Source organism: Hoeflea marina, assembly GCF_003182275.1.
Taxonomy (GTDB): domain Bacteria; phylum Pseudomonadota; class Alphaproteobacteria; order Rhizobiales; family Rhizobiaceae; genus Hoeflea; species Hoeflea marina.
Window position 1 is genome coordinate 1,303,710 of sequence record NZ_QGTR01000001.1, and the last position, 17,750, is coordinate 1,321,459.

Consider the following 17,750-nt stretch of genomic DNA (forward strand, 5'->3'; position numbering starts at 1 on the left):
GTCATCCCATGTTGATGGCGCGACGCCGCGCCACCTCGATATGCTCGTGCATGGCGCTTGCCGCCGCCTCCGGATCGCGCGCCTCCAGCGCCTCGATGATGGCCATGTGCTCGCCGATCACCGAGGGGATCATCGGCACGTAGAGCCGGGTCTCGGCCAGCCGGATCAGCTTGATCTTGATCCAGTTGACCCGGTAGGCCTGCGAGACGATGTCGTTGCCGAGCGCATCGATGATCGCCTCGTGCAGATGCAGGTCGACGGCCTCGGCGTCCTGCATCAGGCCTTCCTCGCGGCCGTCGCGATGGCGCGCGACGATTTCCTCGTGGCTGGCGCGCAGCCGTGCCACCAGCGCCGGGTCGGCGTTGACCGCGAACAGCCGCACCGCCGCCACCTCGATGAACTCGCGGAACTGGAAGGCGTTGCGCACCAGGTTGAGATCGACCTGCGGCACCTGCATGCCGCGTTGCGGCGCGGTGCGGATCAGCCCCTCCGCCTCGAGCCGCGGCACCAGTTCGCGGATGGCACCGAGCGGAAAGCCGGTGATCTCCACCAGCTGGCGCTGGGTGATGAACTGGCCCGGCCGGATCTCCTGCGACAGCAGGCTCCGGGTGTAGCCCTCATAGGCCTGCTCGCGCAGCTTCAGCGGCTCGCCGTCCTTGTTCTGCGGGGGTTGAGGGGCCGAAATCATCGCGCGGCCTCAGGCCGGAACCATGATGGCGTCGAAGGCCGCGATCAATGCCGATTTCTGCGCCGGCGTCAGCTCCACCAGCGGCGGCCGCACCGCGTCGAAGCCGGGATCGCGCGAAAGATGCCCGACCAGCACCTTGACCGCCGGCAACACCGGATAGGAGACGATGAGATCGACCAGGTCCTTGACCGTGCGGCCGTCGCCACCCTGGTGGATCACCGGGGCCAGCAGTTCCGGCGCGATGTTGGCGAGCCCGCAGATCGACCCCTCGGCGCCCTTCGCCATGGCGGCGGGCAGCTGACGCTCGTCGCCGACGAGCACCGAAATGTCGTTGTGGGCTGCGAGAAACCGTTGCGCCGTGGCCCAGTCGCCGGAGGAATCCTTGATGCCGGTGATCACGCCCGGCCAGGCCGCGCGCAGCCGGGTGATCAGCTCGGGCGACAAGGGCGACGCCGTCTGACCGGGAATATGGTACATGATGACGCCCTTGAGCCCGGCGCCGATGCGCTCGAAGACCCGGTTGAACCAGGCGTACATACCCTCGTCATCCATGGCCTTCATGTAGAAGGGCGGCGCCATCAGCAGCCCGGTCGCGCCCCTGTCGAGCGCCACGCGGCTCTGCTCGGCCGCGTCATCGATGGCGCAGGCCATGATGCCGACCTGGATGCGGCTGCCCGAAGGCAGCGCCGAGTTGAGCGCCTCGTGCATGGCGATGCGCTCGGCGAGCGACAGCCCGTAGCCCTCGCCGGTGGTGCCGGCGAGCGTGACGGAATTGCAGCCGCGCTTGAGCACCGAAGCCGCATGGCTGGCGAGCCGGGAAAGATCCACCGAGCCATCGGGAAGATAGGGGGTCACGAGAGCGGCGGAAAGGCCGAAGATTGTCTTTGTCATGAAAGGTTCGCCAGTTGGTAATTGCTGACATGTTAGTTGGTGATCAGCGGCGGAGTCAATGGGCAGAAAGCCGCCGGCCAGCGAAACCGCCTTGGGCCGACGACCGCGGCGTGCACTTTCACCCTCATCCTGGCCATAGCGGCGCGGCCGTGCAGCAACTGCTCGTCCACAAGAAATTCTTGCAAAAGCATTCAATCATATTGGACAACCCAATGGCCGTGCGGCCAATTGCACATCCAATCAGGGGTGGAAGAATGAAGCAGTCAGCCGTCACAGTCTTGGTCGCCGTCTCCGTGCTGCGCCTGATGCCGGCGGAGGGGTCGGCCAGGCGGGTATTGCCGTTGGCCGCGAAACGGCGCTGGAAGGGCGCCCTTGCCTTCCCTGCCCCACCGCGCCAAACTCCCGCCACCAATCGAGGAGGAGAATCCCATGACTGAGGCGCAGGAAACCATCGGCTTTGTCGGCATCGGACTGATGGGCCAGGGCATGGCCAAGAACCTCGTCGAGAAGGGCTATCCGTTGACCACGCTCGCCCATCGCAACCGCAAACCGCTCGAAGACCTTGTCCACCGCGGCGCCACCGAGGCAGCATCGCTGGAGGATCTGGCGTCCCGCTCCTCCATCATCTTCCTCTGCCTCACCGGCGCGCCGGAAGCAGCCTCCGTGGTGGCAAGCCTGAAGCCCGGCCTCAGGCCCGGGACGGTGATCGTCGACTGCTCCACCGGCGAGCCGACGGTGACGGCGCGTCTGGCGGCAGAGATGGCCGACATCGGCGTCGACTACGCCGACGCGCCGCTCGGACGAACCCCGAAGGAAGCCTGGGAGGGCACGCTCGACTGCATGGTCGGCGCCACCGGGCCGGTCTTCGAGCGCATCCGACCGGTGATCGCCGCCTGGGCCGGAAAGATCGTCCACATCGGCGAGATCGGCGCCGGCCACAAGATGAAGCTTCTCAACAACTTCCTCTCGCTCGGTTATGCGGCGATCTATTCCGAGGCGCTGGCCATGGCGGCCAGGGTCGGCATTCCGGTCGAGACCTTCGACAGCGTCATCCGCGGCGGCCGCATGGACTGCGGCTTCTACCAGACCTTCATGGGCTACACGCTCGAGGGCAACCGCGAGGCGCACAAGTTCAGCCTGTCGAACGGCTTGAAGGACATGCGCTATGTCGAGGCGATGGCCAATGCCGCCGGCGTCGCCACCCACGTGGCCAGCAGCGTCAAGAACTCGTTCGCCATGGCGGTGGCCACCGGCGGCGGAGGCGGCGAGGACTACGTCCCCCACCTGCCCGATTTCGTGGCCCGCGCCAACGGCATCGAGCGCTAGCTCGCCGCGGCCGGCATCGCGCACGACTGCCATTCCCCGCCGCCGCCAAGCCAGATCGGCTCGCAGCGACCTGCCCGGGATATTCCGCATGGTAGCGCTAGCAATCGGACCGCAAATAGGTCAAAATCCAGCATCGGGCCAGCATCGGGACAGAACAGACATTGGCGAAAAACAGCAGAAAATCAGGCAAGCCGACGCTCACCGATGTCGCCAGAGCGGCAAATGTTAGCGCTATTACCGCTTCGCGTGCGCTGCGCAATCCGGACTCGGTCTCGGCCATCCTGCGCGAGCGCATCAGCCAGGCGGTGCGGGCGATCGGCTATGTGCCCGACACCGCCGCCCGGGCGCTCGCCTCCTCGCACACCAATGTCATCGGCATCATCATCCCGTCGGTGACCAACTCGGTCTACACCGACGTGCTGCGCGGCATCTACGACGCCATCGAGACCACGCCCTTTCAGGTCCAGCTCGGCAACACCAACTACTCCTCCATCAAGGAGGAGGAACTGCTCAGGCTGTTTCTCGGCCAGCGTCCGGCGGCGCTGATGGTGACCGGCCACGACCAGTCGCGCGACGCGGCGCAGCTGCTTGCGGCCAACAACTGCCCGGTGGTGCAGATCATGGACCTGCCTCCCGAGCCCTTCGACATGGCGGTCGGCTTCGACCACCGGGATGCCGCGGAGGCAGCGACCCGCAACCTGATCGCCCGCTCCTACCGCCGGATCGGCTTCCTCGCCGCCCAGATGGACACCCGCACGCGGCAGCGGCTCGACGGCTATGTCCGGGCGATGACCGAGGCGGGGCTGTTTGACGAGCGGATGGTGGTCACCACCCACAAGACCTCGTCGGTGTTTCTCGGCCAGCAGCTGCTGTCGGAGTTCATGGCGCGCTTTCCCGATGCGGACGCCATCCAGGCCAACAACGACGACATCGCGCTTGGCGCCCTGTTCGAGTGCCAGCGGCGGCGCATGAGGGTGCCAGAGGATTTCGGCATTTCCGGCTTCAACGATTTCGACATCGCCTCCGCCGTGCATCCGACGCTGACCAGCGTCAAGACCTATCGCTACGAGATGGGCCACAAGGCCATCGAGATGCTGATTGCCGCCGTCGCTGGGCATCCGCCGGCGGAGCGGACCGTCGATCTCGGCTTCGAGCTGATCGAGCGCGAAAGCACCGCGCGCAACGGCTGAACGGGGAGGAAGGGCCTGCGCCGTGCCCGGTTGCCCGTCATCGACCGGCAGTCCCGGCTCCGGGGGCGACAGCCAGGCCTGCATCCGAGTCCGCATCCGGAAAATCTGCCTCCCGCCCACTCCACAACCGCGCCCGGCGGTGGCAGGATGTCGCCGTCTTCGGCATGGCAGGAGCAACCGCGATGACGCTTTCCATCCTTTCCGGCGCGCTCGCCGGCCTCATTTTCGATCCGATCATGTTCGTCTTCATCTACTGCGCCCTGGTGACGGGCTTTGCCGCCCGGCGGCATTATCCGCTGCTCATCGTGATCGCGCTGGGGGTCGCGATGAATCTGGGCCTGTCCTACTCCACCACCGGCCGCGGCGGTCAGGCATGGCCGCTCGACCGGGCGCTCGCCGGCGCGGCGGCGACGGTGATCTGGATGGCGGCCGCCTGGGCGCTGGCGCGGCTGATCCGGACCGCCTGGCTGCGGCGGGCGGTTCTCTGACCGGCAGCCGTTGGCGGACGGCTTGCCGGTTGCGCCGCTGAGTGAAAATGCGGGGGAAACTCCGCGCGGGCGGCAGGAACGAGTCCGACGGCTCGCGGACGATCAGATCCCTTCCTTGCGTCTTCGCCGGCGCGCCAAACGCAACGATGGGTGGATGCCACCGTGTTCGCCCCCTTGGTCAGGTCCTTTATCTGCTTTCACAATGTTGCCGGACGCAGTAAGCACCCTGATCTTCGAATTCTGGGACACGTCATGGCGCAGAATGCCACCATCTACAAAGTCGAGCTTTCCGTCTCCGACATGGATCGCCACTACTACGAGACCCACAAGCTGACCGTTGCCAAGCATCCCTCGGAGACCGACGAGCGGATGATGCTGCGGATCATCGCCTTTGCGCTCAATGCCCATGAGCATCTGGAAATGACCAAGGGCCTGTCGACCGATGACGAGCCCGACATCTGGCAGAAGAGCCTGAGCGGCGAACTCGACGTCTGGGTGGCGCTCGGGCTTCCCAGTGAAAAGCTGCTGCGCCAGTCCTGCGGCAAGGCCAACCGGGTGGTCATCTATCCCTACGGCGGCCGGACGGCCGAGATGTGGTGGGACAAGGTCAAGAGCAGCACCTCCCGCTTCGACAATCTCCAGGTGACGGGCTTTTCCGAGAAGGACACCCGCGAACTGGCGAACCTGGCGAGCCGCGCGATGCAGCTTCAGGTCAACATCCAGGATGGCGAGGTGATGGTGAGCGCCGGCGACCGCATCGTCTACCTGACCCCGCTGAAATGGAAGAGCGCCGCGTAGCTCACGAGTCTTGCGCGCAAACCGGGCGGGAGCGGACCGGGGCCACGCGTCAGGCGCCCCGCGACCGAGGCGCGGCTCGCGCCCGTCGAACGCACGCGGACTGCCGGCCTCCCTGCCTGCTGGCCCGGCACCCCTTACGATGCCGCGAAAGTCACCGTCACGCCGCGCTGGCGGAAATAGGCCTGCATCAGCTTGCGGCCGGACCGGTTGGCGTGCGCCAGTCGGGCCGGGTCGAACACGGCCTGTTTCAGCCCCTCCCGCGCCATCGCCGCCTTGAGCGCCGCGATGTGGATGTCGATATCGGCATTGTCCGCCTGAAGCGATTGATAGATGCGGTCTGTCGCATCCGCCACGGTTGAGTCACTCACGGTCACACTCCTCAAGTTGCCGGCTGGCGCATAGCACATTTTTCCGCCGGTCCAAATTGTTGCAGGACATGCCGGTGCAAAGGCCTCAGAAGCCAGCTGAAAACTCGGCAACACATGCTGGAAGCGGCCCGGCCCGCCCCCCTCACCTGAGCGCGCGCTCCCGTCCATAAAGCAGCAGCATCGTCACGATCACCAGGCCGTAGATGATCTGGCGGCCGAATTCGGCGATCTGCATCACCGACAGGATCGACTGCAGCAGCGTGACCAGGATGACGCCGGCGACGGTGCCCAGATAGTTGCCGCGACCGCCGAGGATCGAGGTGCCGCCGAGCACCACGGCGGCGATCGAGGGCAGCAGATAGGCGTCGCCCATCGACTGCGCCGCCTTGCCGGCGTAGCCCGCAAGCAGCACGCCGCCGAAGGCCGCGAGCGCGCCGGAGATGCCGAAGCCGAACATCATCAGCCGCTGCGTCGCCGCCCCCGATAGGAACGCGGCGCTCTCGCGGTTGCCGATGGCGTAGACGGCGCGTCCGAATGTGGTGCGGTTGAGCACGAAGACGGCGAGCGCGCCGATGCCGATCCAGACCAGGATGGCGTTGGGCACACCGCCGATCAGGTTGCCCGTGGCGAGATAGCGCATGCCGCTCGAGGCGGTGTCGGACGGCGAGAAGCCGCCGGTATAGGCCACCATCAGCCCCTGGGCGATGACGTTCATGGCGAGCGTGACGATCATCGCCGGGATCCTGAGATAGGCGACGCCCACTCCCGAGACCATGCCCATGGCAAAGCCGCAGAAGACGCCGAAGGGGACGGCCAGAAATTCGCCTGCCGGGCCGAAGGCGGTTGCGGCCGAGGCCATCATCGCGCCTGTGGTAAGAAGCCAGGGCACCGACAGGTCGATCTGCCCCATCAGGATGATCAGCATCATGCCGGTGGCAATCACGCCCAGGAACGAGGCGACCTTCAGTTGCTGGATCAGGTAGTCCGGCGAGAGGAAGTTTTCCGAATAGAGGCTGCCCAACAGAAGCAGCAGGATGATGCAGGCGAACGAGATGACGATCGGCAGATTGGCGCGCAGGTGCAGGAGCATCGGCGCCTGCGGCGTTGCGGTGTCTTGTTTCATCGCCGGCCCCCTCATGAGAACATCTCCAGCCGGTTGCGGATCCGGAACAGCCTTGCGGCGCCGAAGGTGACGGCCAGTGCAAGCACCAGGCCCTGGAACAGCGGCTGCCACAGCGGATCGAAATCGAAGACGAACAAGAGGTCGCCGATGGTGCGGAAGGCCAGCGCCCCGAAGATGGCGCCGATGGCGCTGCCGCGTCCGCCATAGAGCGAGACCCCGCCGAGCACCACCGCTGCGATGGAAAACAGCGTGTAATTGTCGCCATTGGCCAGCGACGCCTCGCCCGAATAGGTAAAGAAGGTCAGGAACAGGCCGCCGAAGCCGGCGAGCAGCCCGCCCACGGCGAACGCGGTGAAGCGCGCGAGCTTGACCGGCATGCCCGACATGTAGGCCGCCATGTCCGAAGAGCCGACCGCATAGATCGCCCGGCCGATCACCGAGCGGCTGAGCGGCACCCAGACGACCAGCACCACGGCCAGCAGGAACACCAGGCTTGCCGGCACCACGCCGAACAGCTTGCCGGTGAACAGGTCGGCGAGGTCGCCGTTGAAATCCGGCACGGTGCCCGGAAACGGCCTCAGCCACAGCGCCAGGCCGAAGAATATGGCGCCGGTGGCGATGGTGGTGACGATCGGCTGCAGCCGGCCGAAGATGACGATGAGTCCGTTGACCATGCCGCAACCGAGCCCGGTCAGGAGCACTAGGCCGGCGCCGCCGAGCGCCGATGCCATCGTGCCGCCCAGCACATAGGAGCCGACGCAGTTGCACAGGATGAAGATCATCCCCACCGACAGGTCGATGCCGGCCGTCAGCACCACCAGCGTCTGCGCCATGGCGACGAAGGCGAGAATGACGCCCTTGTTCGACGCCGTCTGCACCACGTTCGGCGTGAAGCCGGCCGGATGATTGGAGACGTAGATGATGAACATCACCAGGAAGAGCACGAGCGCCAGCAATGTGGCGCGCTGCTCGGCCGCGAAGAACCGCCACTCCTTCATGCCACGCTCCCGCTGGCGGCGGACACCGGCGCATGGCCGGCCTCCCCGGTCGCCGCGCCGGCCTGCGGCGCGATGTTGAGCGCGCTGGAGATAAGCGCATGCTCGGTGATCTCGTCGCCGGCGAGCTCGGTCTTGATGGTGCCGTCATACATCACCAGCACCCGGTCGCAGCAGCCGATCAGCTCGTCGTAATCGGTGGAATAAAGGATGATCGCCGCCCCCTCGCCCGAGAGCTTGCGCAACAGCTGATAGATTTCCTGCTTGGTGCCGACATCGATGCCGCGCGTCGGGTCGTTCAGGAGAATGATCCTTGGCGAGAGCATCAGCCATTTGGCAATCACCACCTTCTGCTGGTTGCCGCCCGAAAGCGCCGAGACCGGAATCGAGGTGCCGTTGGAGCGGATGGCCAGCAGCCTGATCATCTCGTCGACGCTCGTCGCCTCCGCCTGCCTGTCGATGATGCCGAAGCGGGCGTGCCGGCCGAGCGCCGCGAACGACAGATTGTGCAGGACCGACATCGGCAGCATCAGCCCTTCGGTCTTGCGGTCCTCCGGGATCAGCGCCATGCCGACATCGGCGGATTTCGCCTGCCGCGGGCTGTCGATGGCCATCGGCCTGCCGTCGATCGCGATCTCGCCGGTCACCCCGCGCAGCACGCCGAAGAGCGCCAGCAGCAGGTCGCGCTGGCCCTGGCCGTCGAGGCCGCCGAGCCCCACCACCTCGCCCGGCCGCACCTCGAGCGATATGTCCGAGAGCTTGTCGGTCCAGCTCAGATTCCGGACTGCCAGCGCCGGCGGCGTCTCTTCCGCCGGCCGCGGCGGCTTGGGCGGAAAGGCGTGCCGGTACTCGCGGCCGATCATCATTTCCACCACCTCGTTGTCGGTCTTCGCCCCCTGCTCGTAGCTCTCCACATTGCGGCCGTTGCGGAACACCGTGCACTCGTCGGCGAGTTCGGCGATCTCGTGCATGCGGTGGGAAATGTAGAGAAGCGCCATGCCGTCGGACCTCAGCCGCTTCAGCACCGCCATCACGCGGGTCACGTCGGCGGCCGTCAGCGCCGAGGTCGCCTCGTCCAGGATCAGGAGCCGCGGCTTGCGCGCCAGCGCCTTGGCGATCTCGACGATCTGCTGGCGCGACAATGGCAGATCGCCGACGCGGGCGCGCGGATGGATGTCCTCGCCGCCCGCCTTGACGAGCGCTTCCTCGGCGAGCCGCCGTTGCGCCCTGCGGTCGATGAGACCGAAGCGCGTCGGCGGATTGGAGGCGATGATGTTGTCGGCAACCGAAAGGTCCGGGATGAGCGACAGTTCCTGGAAGATGCAGACGATGCCGGCGCGGTTGGCGGCGGCCGGATTGGCGAAGCTGACCTCGCGCCCGTCAAGATACATACGGCCCTGGTCAGGCGCCACCACGCCGGACATCACCTTGATCAGCGTCGACTTGCCGGCGCCGTTTTCCCCCAGGATCGCGTGCACCCGGCCGGCATGCACGTCGAGATGCGCGTCCTCGAGCGCATGCACGCCGCCATAGCGCTTGGAAATGCCCTCCATGCGCAACAGCGCCTGTCCGTCCGCCATCACTCTCTCCCACACTCGATACGCGGCGGAGCATGCTCCCCCGGGCAAGACCTGCCGCGGAGCATTGCCCCGCGGCAGAGATCTGTCCAGACCGGACGCTTACTTGTCGGCCTTGTCCTGGCTCATGATTTCCTGGGCGGTGAAGTTGATGCCGCAGGTGGGAAACGAGTTTCCGACGAAGAAATTGTCCGATTCCGCGGAGTAGAAGTTTTCGCCGTCCTTGAAGTCCGGATCCTCGACGATGGCCAGCGGCAGCTTGACCGACTGCGGCACCACATTGCCCTTGAGCGCGTCGATGGCCGTCTTGATCGCCACCGCGACCTGCGCCGGCCCGGTGCCCGCCGACGAGCAGAGGAGTCCCTCTGCCGCATGGGCGGCGCAGAACTTGCGGAAGCCGTTCTCGGTCTCGCCGCCGAAGGGCACGAAGGGATGCTTGGCGTCGATCATCGCCTGCACCACGCCGGTGTCGCCGCCCTGGGCGGTGATGCCGTCGAAATGGCCGTGCACGGCGATGGCGTCGGCGGTGGCCTTCTGCGCGGTGCCGTCGTCCCATTTGCCGACCACTTCGACCACGTCCCATTTCTTGCCCGACGCATCGAACACTTCATGGATGCCATTGTGGCGGTCGGTATCGACGGAGGTGCCGGCGACGCCGCGCACTTCCAGCACCTTGCCGCCGTCGGGCAGATGCTTGTCGAGCCAGTGCGCCCAGAGTTCGCCCAGCCCCTTCTGGTCCACATTGACGTTGATGGCGTCCTGCGTGTCGAGAATGTTGTCGAAGGCGACAAGCACGATGCCGGCTTCCTTGGCGCGCTTGATCACCGGCGCGAAGGCCTGCGGGTTCTGCGCATTGACGACGATGGCGTCATAGCCGGAATCGATGAAATTGTTGATGGCCGAGATCTGCGCCGCGACATCCTCTCCGGTGGAGACGACCTTGAATTCCTTGAGATCCGCGGCGACTTCGGGCTGTGCCGCATAGGCCTTCGCGGTCTGGATCATCTGGATGCGCCAGGTGTTGGCGATGTAGCCGTTGGCCAGCGCCACCCGGTAGGGGCCGTCCTTCTTCTCGAACTGGAAGAACTTGGTGTCCGCCGACCAGGGCACATAGCATTCGGCGTCATTGGACGGGCCCGCGACCACCTCCGGCTGAGCCAGCACCGCTGTGCTCGATGACAGTGAAATAAACAGCGCGGCGCCGATACCGCCGGCGACCTTGGCGAGTGCATGAAGTCTCATCTGATCCCTCCCAGGATGTTGCAATTTGCCAACACAGAGGCGCGCCGGCCGTCAAGCAACGTCGATCGTCATGCCGGCACCCTCCCCGGAATACCTGGCCAACTCTGCCTCCGCAGAAAGATCTAGATACAATTGACAGCGCTGTCAATATGGCAGGCCAGGGGGTTGCTGCGCACAAATTCCAGATATGCAGTATATTGAAATTCTCATGCTTGCGAACGCGCCGTCCGCAATGGTAGCGCTCGCAGGCGGGCAGATTGCGGCCCGCTCAATCCGGACGCGGAAACAGAGCGGTGGTTGAACACGGAATTGCAGCCGGCGCCTGCTCCCGGCGCCGCTTCGTCGGCTGCGGCCGGGCGGCATCCGGTCCGGGTGACGATGGCGTCGTTGCGGCGAGGCGGCAGCCGTCAGCGGAACGCCCCTCCGATCAGGCGAAAGGAGAGGCGTTCTTGTGAATGTCGGGTTTTGGTGATGCCGGCGGCCGGTCCACGGGAACCGCCGCACCGCCGTGGGCGGTGCGGGCGGCAATCAGACCTGGGGCGCGCGCTCGGCGACGGTGGCAGCGATCGCCTTCTCTGTGTAGGCGTCGCGGCCATAGACGTCGGCGAAATACTGCACGGCGCCTGTCTCATCCGGCCAGGCGGTGAAATAGGCGACGTAGACAGGGATCTTGGAAGGCGTCGGAATGGCCTTGTTCTGACCGCCGGCGATCTCGCGGCCGACCTCCTCGACCGTGGTGCCGAGCACCTTGGCGGCCATCGCGCGCGGATCCTGAAGGCGGATGCAGCCATGGCTGTAGGCGCGCATATCCTTGTTGAACAGCGATTTCGACGGCGTGTCGTGCATGTAGATGGCATGCGTGTTGGGGAACAGGATCTTCAACTCCCCAAGCGCATTGTCGCCGCTGGGCGGCTGCCGGATGTCGATGCGGCTGCCCTTGCCGACCTGGTGCCAGTTGACCATGGTCGACGACACCGGGCGACCGTTCTCCACCACCTCGTAGCCGAGCCGGTCGAGATAGGACGCGTCGTTGCGCAACTTGGGAAGCATTTCATTGATCAGGATCGACTGCGGCACGCCCCAGTAGGGATTGACCTCGACGGTCTCGATCTCGTCCTGGAAAAAATTGGTCTGGTGGGCCTTGCTGCCCACCACCACGCGCATGGAAAGCTCGGGCCGGCCCTGATCGTAGTAGGTGGCGGTATAGGCGGGCTGGTTGATGAACACGCGCCGTGCACCAAGCTCGCTCGGCAGCCAGCGCGACTGCTCCATCGCCACGCGGACTTTCTCGATCTTGTCGGCATTGGTGACGCCGACCAGCGCGCGCACGGTGTTGGATCCGATGACGCCGTCGGCGGACAGCCCGTTCTCCTTCTGGAAATCCTTGACCAGCGCCACCAGCTCGGAATCGTATTCCGGATTGCCGGCATAGCTCGCCAGCACCAGCGCGTGGCCGGCCTTGAGCGAATCGCTGCCCTTGAGCTTGATGGCCGCCATCACATTGGCGAGTTCGGGATCTGACTGACCCGGCTTGAGCAGCAAGCCGTCGGCGATCGCCACGTGCTGGCCTTCGTCGAGCGACTGGAGCCGCTTCAGCTCCTCCACGAAGGCGGTGAAGTGCGGGCCCTGCGGATTGTAGGCGAGCAGGGCTGCGACCGGATCGGCGGCGGCGCCGAGCGCGGCCAGGCCACGGGCCAGGTCCGGGTCCTTGCGCTTGAAGTCGTGATAGCCGGAGATCCGGTTCGGATCGATGCGGCCGCGGGTCGCGTCCAGCATGTAGCTGGCCGCCGCCACCGACAGCGACATCTCGAAGCGCATCAGCTCCTGCTGGCGGGCAGTTCCCTGCGTGGCGTCAAAGCCGTCGGACGGCAGCACGACGGCGTAGTCCTGGGCCGACAGGCCGACTGAATCGGCATCGGCGAGGACGGTCAGGACCGCCCGGGCGGATTCGGTGATCCCCGTGCCCGCCACCCACAGATAGCCGGGATGCGAGGAGTAGTGGCTGATCACCGCGTCGGCGACTTCCGGCAGGGCGCGCAAGGCGAGATCGTCCAGCGCCGCCCGCCCTTCTGCGAAGGGGTCCATGCCCAGTTGCGGCAGGCCCATGTCATTGACCGCCCCGGTCACCACAGGATCCGAGATCTTGGAGAAATTCACCTGCGTCAGCTTGTCGGCGCGATAGGTGTTGTAGGTCGGCCCGGAAACACGAGCGACGGGCCTGGACACCTGCTGCTCCTGCGCGGCGCGCTGCGCCTCGGCTTCGCGCTGGCGCTGCATGGCCTGTCGCTGGCTTTCCCGGTTGGGCTGGAAGATCGCCTCCAGAAGCCCCCGCGCCTGCGCCGGACGAACCGGAACCGCCGCCGTTGTTGCACAGACAATCACGGCGAGAAGTGCCACGCCCGAACGCATTTTGAGTTTCATGCCAAATCCATTTTGCTGCGCCGGGACCTGGAGCCCCCGCATGTCGATCACTGCCCCTGTGTCGCACCCTAACAAATCGTGGTTACGAAAGAAAGAACGGTGCCCGGACGCATTGGCATCGCGACCGATCCGGCCCGGCTCACCGGGACGCGCCGGGCGATCAAGTTTCGGTGATTGCAGGCCCCTCGCCCGTCGAGGCCGGCCCGCGCGGTCACTTCGGGATGAGCTCCATGAGCGAACGTGGGACGGACCGGAGGCGCCGAGGAGAGGCCGAGGGAAGCAACGGCCACCGTCTCCGCCGTCATGCCGGCCCCCGAGCCGGCATCCGGCGGCTCGCGTCCGCGAGCCGGGTGACTCCTGTGGCCGTCCTCAAAAAAGGAGTCTCTCACCGCGCGGACGCGCAGTGGCTGGACCCCGGCTCTCGAGGGCCGGGGTGACGGGCGGAGGGTGCGGCGAGCTTCCGAAGGCGTGCAGCGGTGGCCGGGGTCGTGGGCAGGGACCTGCCGGCGGCCCCGCTGGCGTCGCCGCAGCCCGGGGCTACTCCGGCGTCTCGGCCGCGGTGCGGTGCGACAGGGCCGGCGCGATCTCGTACCAGGCCTTGGAGCGGTTGACGATCCAGACCAGCGACAGCATGACGGGCACCTCGATCAGCACGCCCACCACCGTGGCAAGTGCCGCGCCCGAATTGAATCCGAACAGGCTGATGGCCACGGCGACGGCCAGCTCGAAGAAATTGCTCGCCCCGATGAGCGAGGAAGGCCCGGCGATCCGGTGCGTCTCGCCGGCGACTCGGTTGGCGATGTAGCCGATGCCGAAGATCAGATAGGTCTGGATGATGATCGGCACCGAAAGAAGCACGATGATGATCGGCGCTGCGAGGATCGCCTGGCCCTGGAAGGCGAACAGCATCACCAGGGTGGCGAGCAGCGCCACGATCGAGAGCGGCTGCAACTTCGCCAGCAGTCGCTGCAGCCCCGCCTCGCCTCCGCCGGCCAGCATCCGGTAGCGCAGGATCTGTGCGATGATGACCGGCACGACGATGTAGAGCGTCACGGAGAGAAGCAGCGTCTGCCAGGGCACGGTGATGGCCGAAATGCCGAGCAGCAGCGCCACGATCGGGGCGAAGGCGACCACCATCACCAGGTCGTTGACCGTGACCTGGCTGAGCGTGAAGAGCGGGTCTCCCCGGGTCAGGTTGCTCCAGACGAACACCATGGCCGTGCAGGGCGCCGCGCCGAGCAGGATGAGGCCGGCGATGTAGCTGTCGATCTGCTCGCTGGGCAGGAACGGGCGGAACATCCAGCCGATGAAGAACCAGGCCATCACGGCCATGGTAAACGGCTTGATCGCCCAGTTGACGACCAGCGTGACCGAGATGCCGCGCCAGTGCCGGCCGACCTGCCCCAGCGAGCCGAAGTCGATCTTGACCAGCATCGGAATGATCATCAGCCATATCAGCACCGCCACCGGCAGGTTGACATTGGCGATTTCGGCCGATCCGACCGCCTGGAAGAACGACGGAAACACAGAGCCGAGCACGATCCCGGCCACGATGCACAATGCGACCCAGAGGGTCAGGTACCGCTCGAATGTCGACATCCCATGCTCCTGTTGGGCCAAGGTACGGCCCGGCGGCCGGCTGCAGTCAAGCCCGGTGCTGCCAGGTCGGGGCGTTGCTGCCCATGAATCCATAAATCATGATTTCCAGAACTATGCAACGAAGGCCGCAGCGTCATCCAATTGCAATTGCTTATCCGTGAGCTTAGAAACCCGGGCAGACGTCGACAACAACTGCGAGCGAAAGTGTTCCCGTGGCCAATGATCTCTTCCCGACCGGACCGTCCGATACCACCTGGCGCAAGCTCACCGACCGGTATGTGTCGGTGGAGACATTCCGCGGCAAGGACATGCTGGTGGTGGAGCCGGAGGCCATGCGGCTTCTCTCCGAGACCGCTTTCGGCGACATCAACCATCTCCTGCGCCCGGGTCATCTCCGGCAGCTCGCGGCAATTCTCGACGATCCCGAAGCCACCGAAAACGACCGCTTCGTCGCCTATGACCTGCTGAAGAATGCCAACATCGCCGCCGGCGGCATCTTGCCGATGTGCCAGGACACCGGCACCGCCATCATCATGGCCAAGAAGGGCGGCTCGGTGTTCACCGAGGGCGGCGACTATGCGGCACTGGCCCGCGGCGTGATGGACGCCTATGAGAGCCGCAACCTGCGCTATTCGCAGCTCGCGCCGCTGTCGATGTTCGAGGAGAAGAACACCGCCAACAACCTGCCGGCGCAGATCGACATCTACCAGGAAGGCACCGATTCCTACGACTTTCTCTTCGTTGCCAAGGGTGGCGGCTCGGCCAACAAGACCTTCCTGTTCCAGGGCACGCCCTCGCTGCTCACCCATGACCGCATGATCGAGTTCCTGCGCGAGAAGATTCTCACCCTCGGCACCGCCGCCTGCCCGCCCTATCACCTTGCCATCGTCATCGGCGGCACCTCGGCCGAGATGAACCTCAAGACGGTCAAGCTGGCCTCGACCCGCTATCTCGACACCCTGCCCACCAGCGGCTCGGCCGACGGCCATGCCTTCCGCGACCTGGAGATGGAGGCGGAAGTCCACAAGCTGACGCAGCAGATGGGCGTCGGCGCCCAGTTCGGCGGCAAGTATTTCTGCCACGATGTCCGCGTCATCCGCCTGCCGCGTCACGGCGCCTCGCTGCCCATCGGCCTGGGCGTGTCCTGCTCGGCCGACCGCCAGGCGCTCGGCCGCATCACCCGCGAGGGCGTCTTCGTCGAACAGCTCGAGACAGAGCCGTCAAAGTACCTGCCCGACATCGACGAAGAAAAACTCTCGGCGCACGTGGTCCGGATCGACCTCAACCGTCCGATGGCCGAGATTCTGGCCGAGCTGTCCCGGCACCCGATCAAGACGCAGCTGTCGTTGAGCGGCTCGATCATCGTCGCCCGCGATCTCGCCCACGCAAAGATCCGCGCCCGGCTCGAGGCCGGCGAGCCGATGCCGGACTACTTCAAGAACCACCCGATCTATTACGCCGGTCCGGCCAAGACGCCCGCCGGCTTCGCCTCCGGTTCCTTCGGCCCGACGACCGCGGGACGCATGGATTCCTATGTCGACCAGTTCCAGTCCTTCGGCGGCTCGATGATCATGCTCGCCAAGGGAAACCGCTCGCGCTCCGTACGTGAGGCATGCGCAAGCCACGGGGGCTTCTATCTGGGCTCGATCGGCGGCCCGGCCGCGCGTCTGGCCCAGGACTGCATCAGGAAGGTCGAGGTGGTGGAGTACGAGGAACTCGGCATGGAGGCGATCTGGCGCATCGAGGTCGAGGACTTCCCCGCCTTCATCGTCATCGACGACAAAGGCAACGATTTTTTCAAGGAGCTCAATCTCGGCTGAGAAATATGAGGGTTTGTTTGCATAAAGCGCGCTGCTGCCTTCGTCGTTAACAATTCCCCAAGAATTATCCCGTAACAATTTGCAGGCAATCAAGAGCATTGTTGGGGAACGAGCATGACGGCGACCGCGGCAAAGAGGGTCCAGACCATGGACACGGCGACGATGGTCATCGCCACAATGCGAAAGCATGGCATTTCGGCCCTGCCGCGCAATTACGAGCTGGTCTACGAAGTCCTCAATTCCTCAAACGCCGCGCTCACCCGGGAATTCGATGCCATCGGCGGCCGTCCCACCCAGGAACAGCTTGATGTCATCGGAAAGAAGTACTTTTCGCATCACCACCGGTCCGGCGTGGTGGAAGTCGCGCACCATCGCATATCCGGCGAACTCGAGGGCATGCTGCGCCTGCTCAAGCAGGAACAGTCCTCGCTGGAAAGCTATTCCAGGCTGCTGGGAGAAACCTATTCGCGTATATCTGTGAAGAGCGCCTCGAGCGCCGACATCCTTGCCGGCGTCATCAATGTGCTGTCCTCCGCCACCGGCGACACCATGGAAAAGGGCAAGGCGGTCGTCAGCCACATGGTCGAGCGGGCGCGGGAAATGGAACAGGTCAAGCTGGAGCTCGACGAGTACAAGCGCATCGCCAACACCGACACGCTGACCCGCCTGTCCAACCGTCGCGCCTTCGACGAGACGCTTTCGGGCATCTACAACGACAAGCGCCACGCCATGTACCACGCGCTGATCGTCGCCGACATCGACCACTTCAAGAAGTTCAACGACACCTACGGCCATCCGGTCGGAGACCGGGTGCTCGGCGTCGTGGCGGCGGTGATGAAGAGCACGCTGCGCAAGGACATCTTCATCGCCCGCACCGGCGGCGAGGAGTTCGCGGTCGTGCTGCAGGGCACGAGCCTGGACATCACCTCCGAGATCGCCGAACGCGTCCGCCGTTCGATCGAATCCACGCCGCTCAAGAACCAGAAGTCCGGGCTCGATTATGGTCCGATCACAATGTCGCTGGGCATCTGCATGGCCACCGACGCTGCAACGCCGGAAGAGCTCTACAACAAGGCCGACATGGCGCTGTACGCCGCCAAGAAATCCGGCCGCAACCGCGTCGAGATCTACAAGCCGGAGCTCGACACGGATCTCGAAAAGAACTGGACCCTCTACAAGAAGTGACCCTGCCGCCCGATCGCCCGCGGGGCAGGATTACCCTCG

The 17,750-nt window shown here is 65.4% G+C and carries 15 protein-coding genes; 6 read left to right on the top strand and 9 right to left on the bottom strand.

The annotated features are described in order from the left end of the window. Window position 1 precedes the first annotated feature (1 nt). A complete protein-coding gene (locus DFR52_RS05830; RefSeq protein WP_110030905.1) occupies window positions 2-688 on the bottom strand; it encodes a GntR family transcriptional regulator in 687 nt (228 codons plus the stop codon). A 9-nt stretch (window positions 689-697) separates the two neighbouring features. Then, window positions 698-1,579 (bottom strand): dihydrodipicolinate synthase family protein, encoded by an 882-nt coding sequence (locus DFR52_RS05835; protein ID WP_110030906.1) that lies wholly within the window; start codon window positions 1,577-1,579, stop codon window positions 698-700. Window positions 1,580-2,008: 429 nt separating this feature from the next. On the opposite strand from DFR52_RS05835, the gene DFR52_RS05840 reads away from it, so the two are divergent. From DFR52_RS05840 to DFR52_RS05855, 4 genes are all read left to right on the top strand, one after another. Further along, window positions 2,009-2,905, top strand: a complete 897-nt coding sequence (locus DFR52_RS05840; RefSeq protein WP_110030907.1) for an NAD(P)-dependent oxidoreductase — start codon at window positions 2,009-2,011, stop codon at window positions 2,903-2,905. Window positions 2,906-3,066: 161 nt separating this feature from the next. Further along, complete coding sequence (gene gntR / locus DFR52_RS05845; protein ID WP_110030908.1) at window positions 3,067-4,095, top strand: HTH-type transcriptional regulator GntR; 1,029 nt, start codon at window positions 3,067-3,069, stop codon at window positions 4,093-4,095. A 182-nt stretch (window positions 4,096-4,277) separates the two neighbouring features. Beyond that, window positions 4,278-4,583, top strand: a complete 306-nt coding sequence (locus DFR52_RS05850) for a hypothetical protein (RefSeq protein ID WP_110030909.1) — start codon at window positions 4,278-4,280, stop codon at window positions 4,581-4,583. Between the two features lie 252 nt (window positions 4,584-4,835). Further along, entirely contained in the window at window positions 4,836-5,381 is a 546-nt protein-coding gene (locus DFR52_RS05855; protein ID WP_110030910.1) for a YaeQ family protein, read from the top strand. 134 nt (window positions 5,382-5,515) lie between these two features. Here the strand turns inward: DFR52_RS05855 and DFR52_RS05860 are convergent, their stop codons facing one another. The 7 genes from DFR52_RS05860 to arsB form a co-directional block, all read right to left on the bottom strand. Beyond that, on the bottom strand, window positions 5,516-5,788 hold the full coding sequence (locus tag DFR52_RS05860; protein ID WP_110030911.1) for a hypothetical protein: 273 nt from the start codon (window positions 5,786-5,788) through the stop codon (window positions 5,516-5,518). Between the two features lie 103 nt (window positions 5,789-5,891). Next, window positions 5,892-6,839 (bottom strand): ABC transporter permease, encoded by a 948-nt coding sequence (locus tag DFR52_RS05865; protein ID WP_425351149.1) that lies wholly within the window; start codon window positions 6,837-6,839, stop codon window positions 5,892-5,894. Between the two features lie 44 nt (window positions 6,840-6,883). Next, window positions 6,884-7,870 carry an ABC transporter permease gene (locus DFR52_RS05870; protein WP_110030913.1) on the bottom strand — a complete coding sequence of 329 codons (987 nt, stop codon included), beginning with the start codon at window positions 7,868-7,870 and terminating at the stop codon, window positions 6,884-6,886. Further along, on the bottom strand, window positions 7,867-9,447 hold the full coding sequence (locus DFR52_RS05875) for a sugar ABC transporter ATP-binding protein (protein ID WP_110030914.1): 1,581 nt from the start codon (window positions 9,445-9,447) through the stop codon (window positions 7,867-7,869). Before DFR52_RS05875 ends, DFR52_RS05870 begins: the two co-directional genes overlap by 4 nt. A 99-nt stretch (window positions 9,448-9,546) precedes the next feature. Next, window positions 9,547-10,686: a sugar ABC transporter substrate-binding protein gene (locus DFR52_RS05880; RefSeq protein ID WP_110030915.1), complete on the bottom strand. Its 1,140-nt coding sequence runs from the start codon at window positions 10,684-10,686 to the stop codon at window positions 9,547-9,549. A 528-nt stretch (window positions 10,687-11,214) separates the two neighbouring features. After that, window positions 11,215-13,107 (bottom strand): L,D-transpeptidase family protein, encoded by a 1,893-nt coding sequence (locus tag DFR52_RS05885; RefSeq protein WP_170132219.1) that lies wholly within the window; start codon window positions 13,105-13,107, stop codon window positions 11,215-11,217. Window positions 13,108-13,644: 537 nt separating this feature from the next. Then, a complete protein-coding gene (arsB, locus tag DFR52_RS05890; RefSeq protein ID WP_110030917.1) occupies window positions 13,645-14,706 on the bottom strand; it encodes an ACR3 family arsenite efflux transporter in 1,062 nt (353 codons plus the stop codon). A gap of 212 nt (window positions 14,707-14,918) precedes the next feature. Between arsB and DFR52_RS05895 the strand changes: the two genes are divergently transcribed. Both DFR52_RS05895 and DFR52_RS05900 read left to right on the top strand, forming a co-directional pair. Then, window positions 14,919-16,526 carry a fumarate hydratase gene (locus DFR52_RS05895; protein ID WP_110030918.1) on the top strand — a complete coding sequence of 536 codons (1,608 nt, stop codon included), beginning with the start codon at window positions 14,919-14,921 and terminating at the stop codon, window positions 16,524-16,526. Between the two features lie 114 nt (window positions 16,527-16,640). Beyond that, complete coding sequence (locus DFR52_RS05900; RefSeq protein ID WP_110030919.1) at window positions 16,641-17,711, top strand: GGDEF domain-containing protein; 1,071 nt, start codon at window positions 16,641-16,643, stop codon at window positions 17,709-17,711. The last annotated feature ends 39 nt before the right edge of the window (window positions 17,712-17,750 follow it).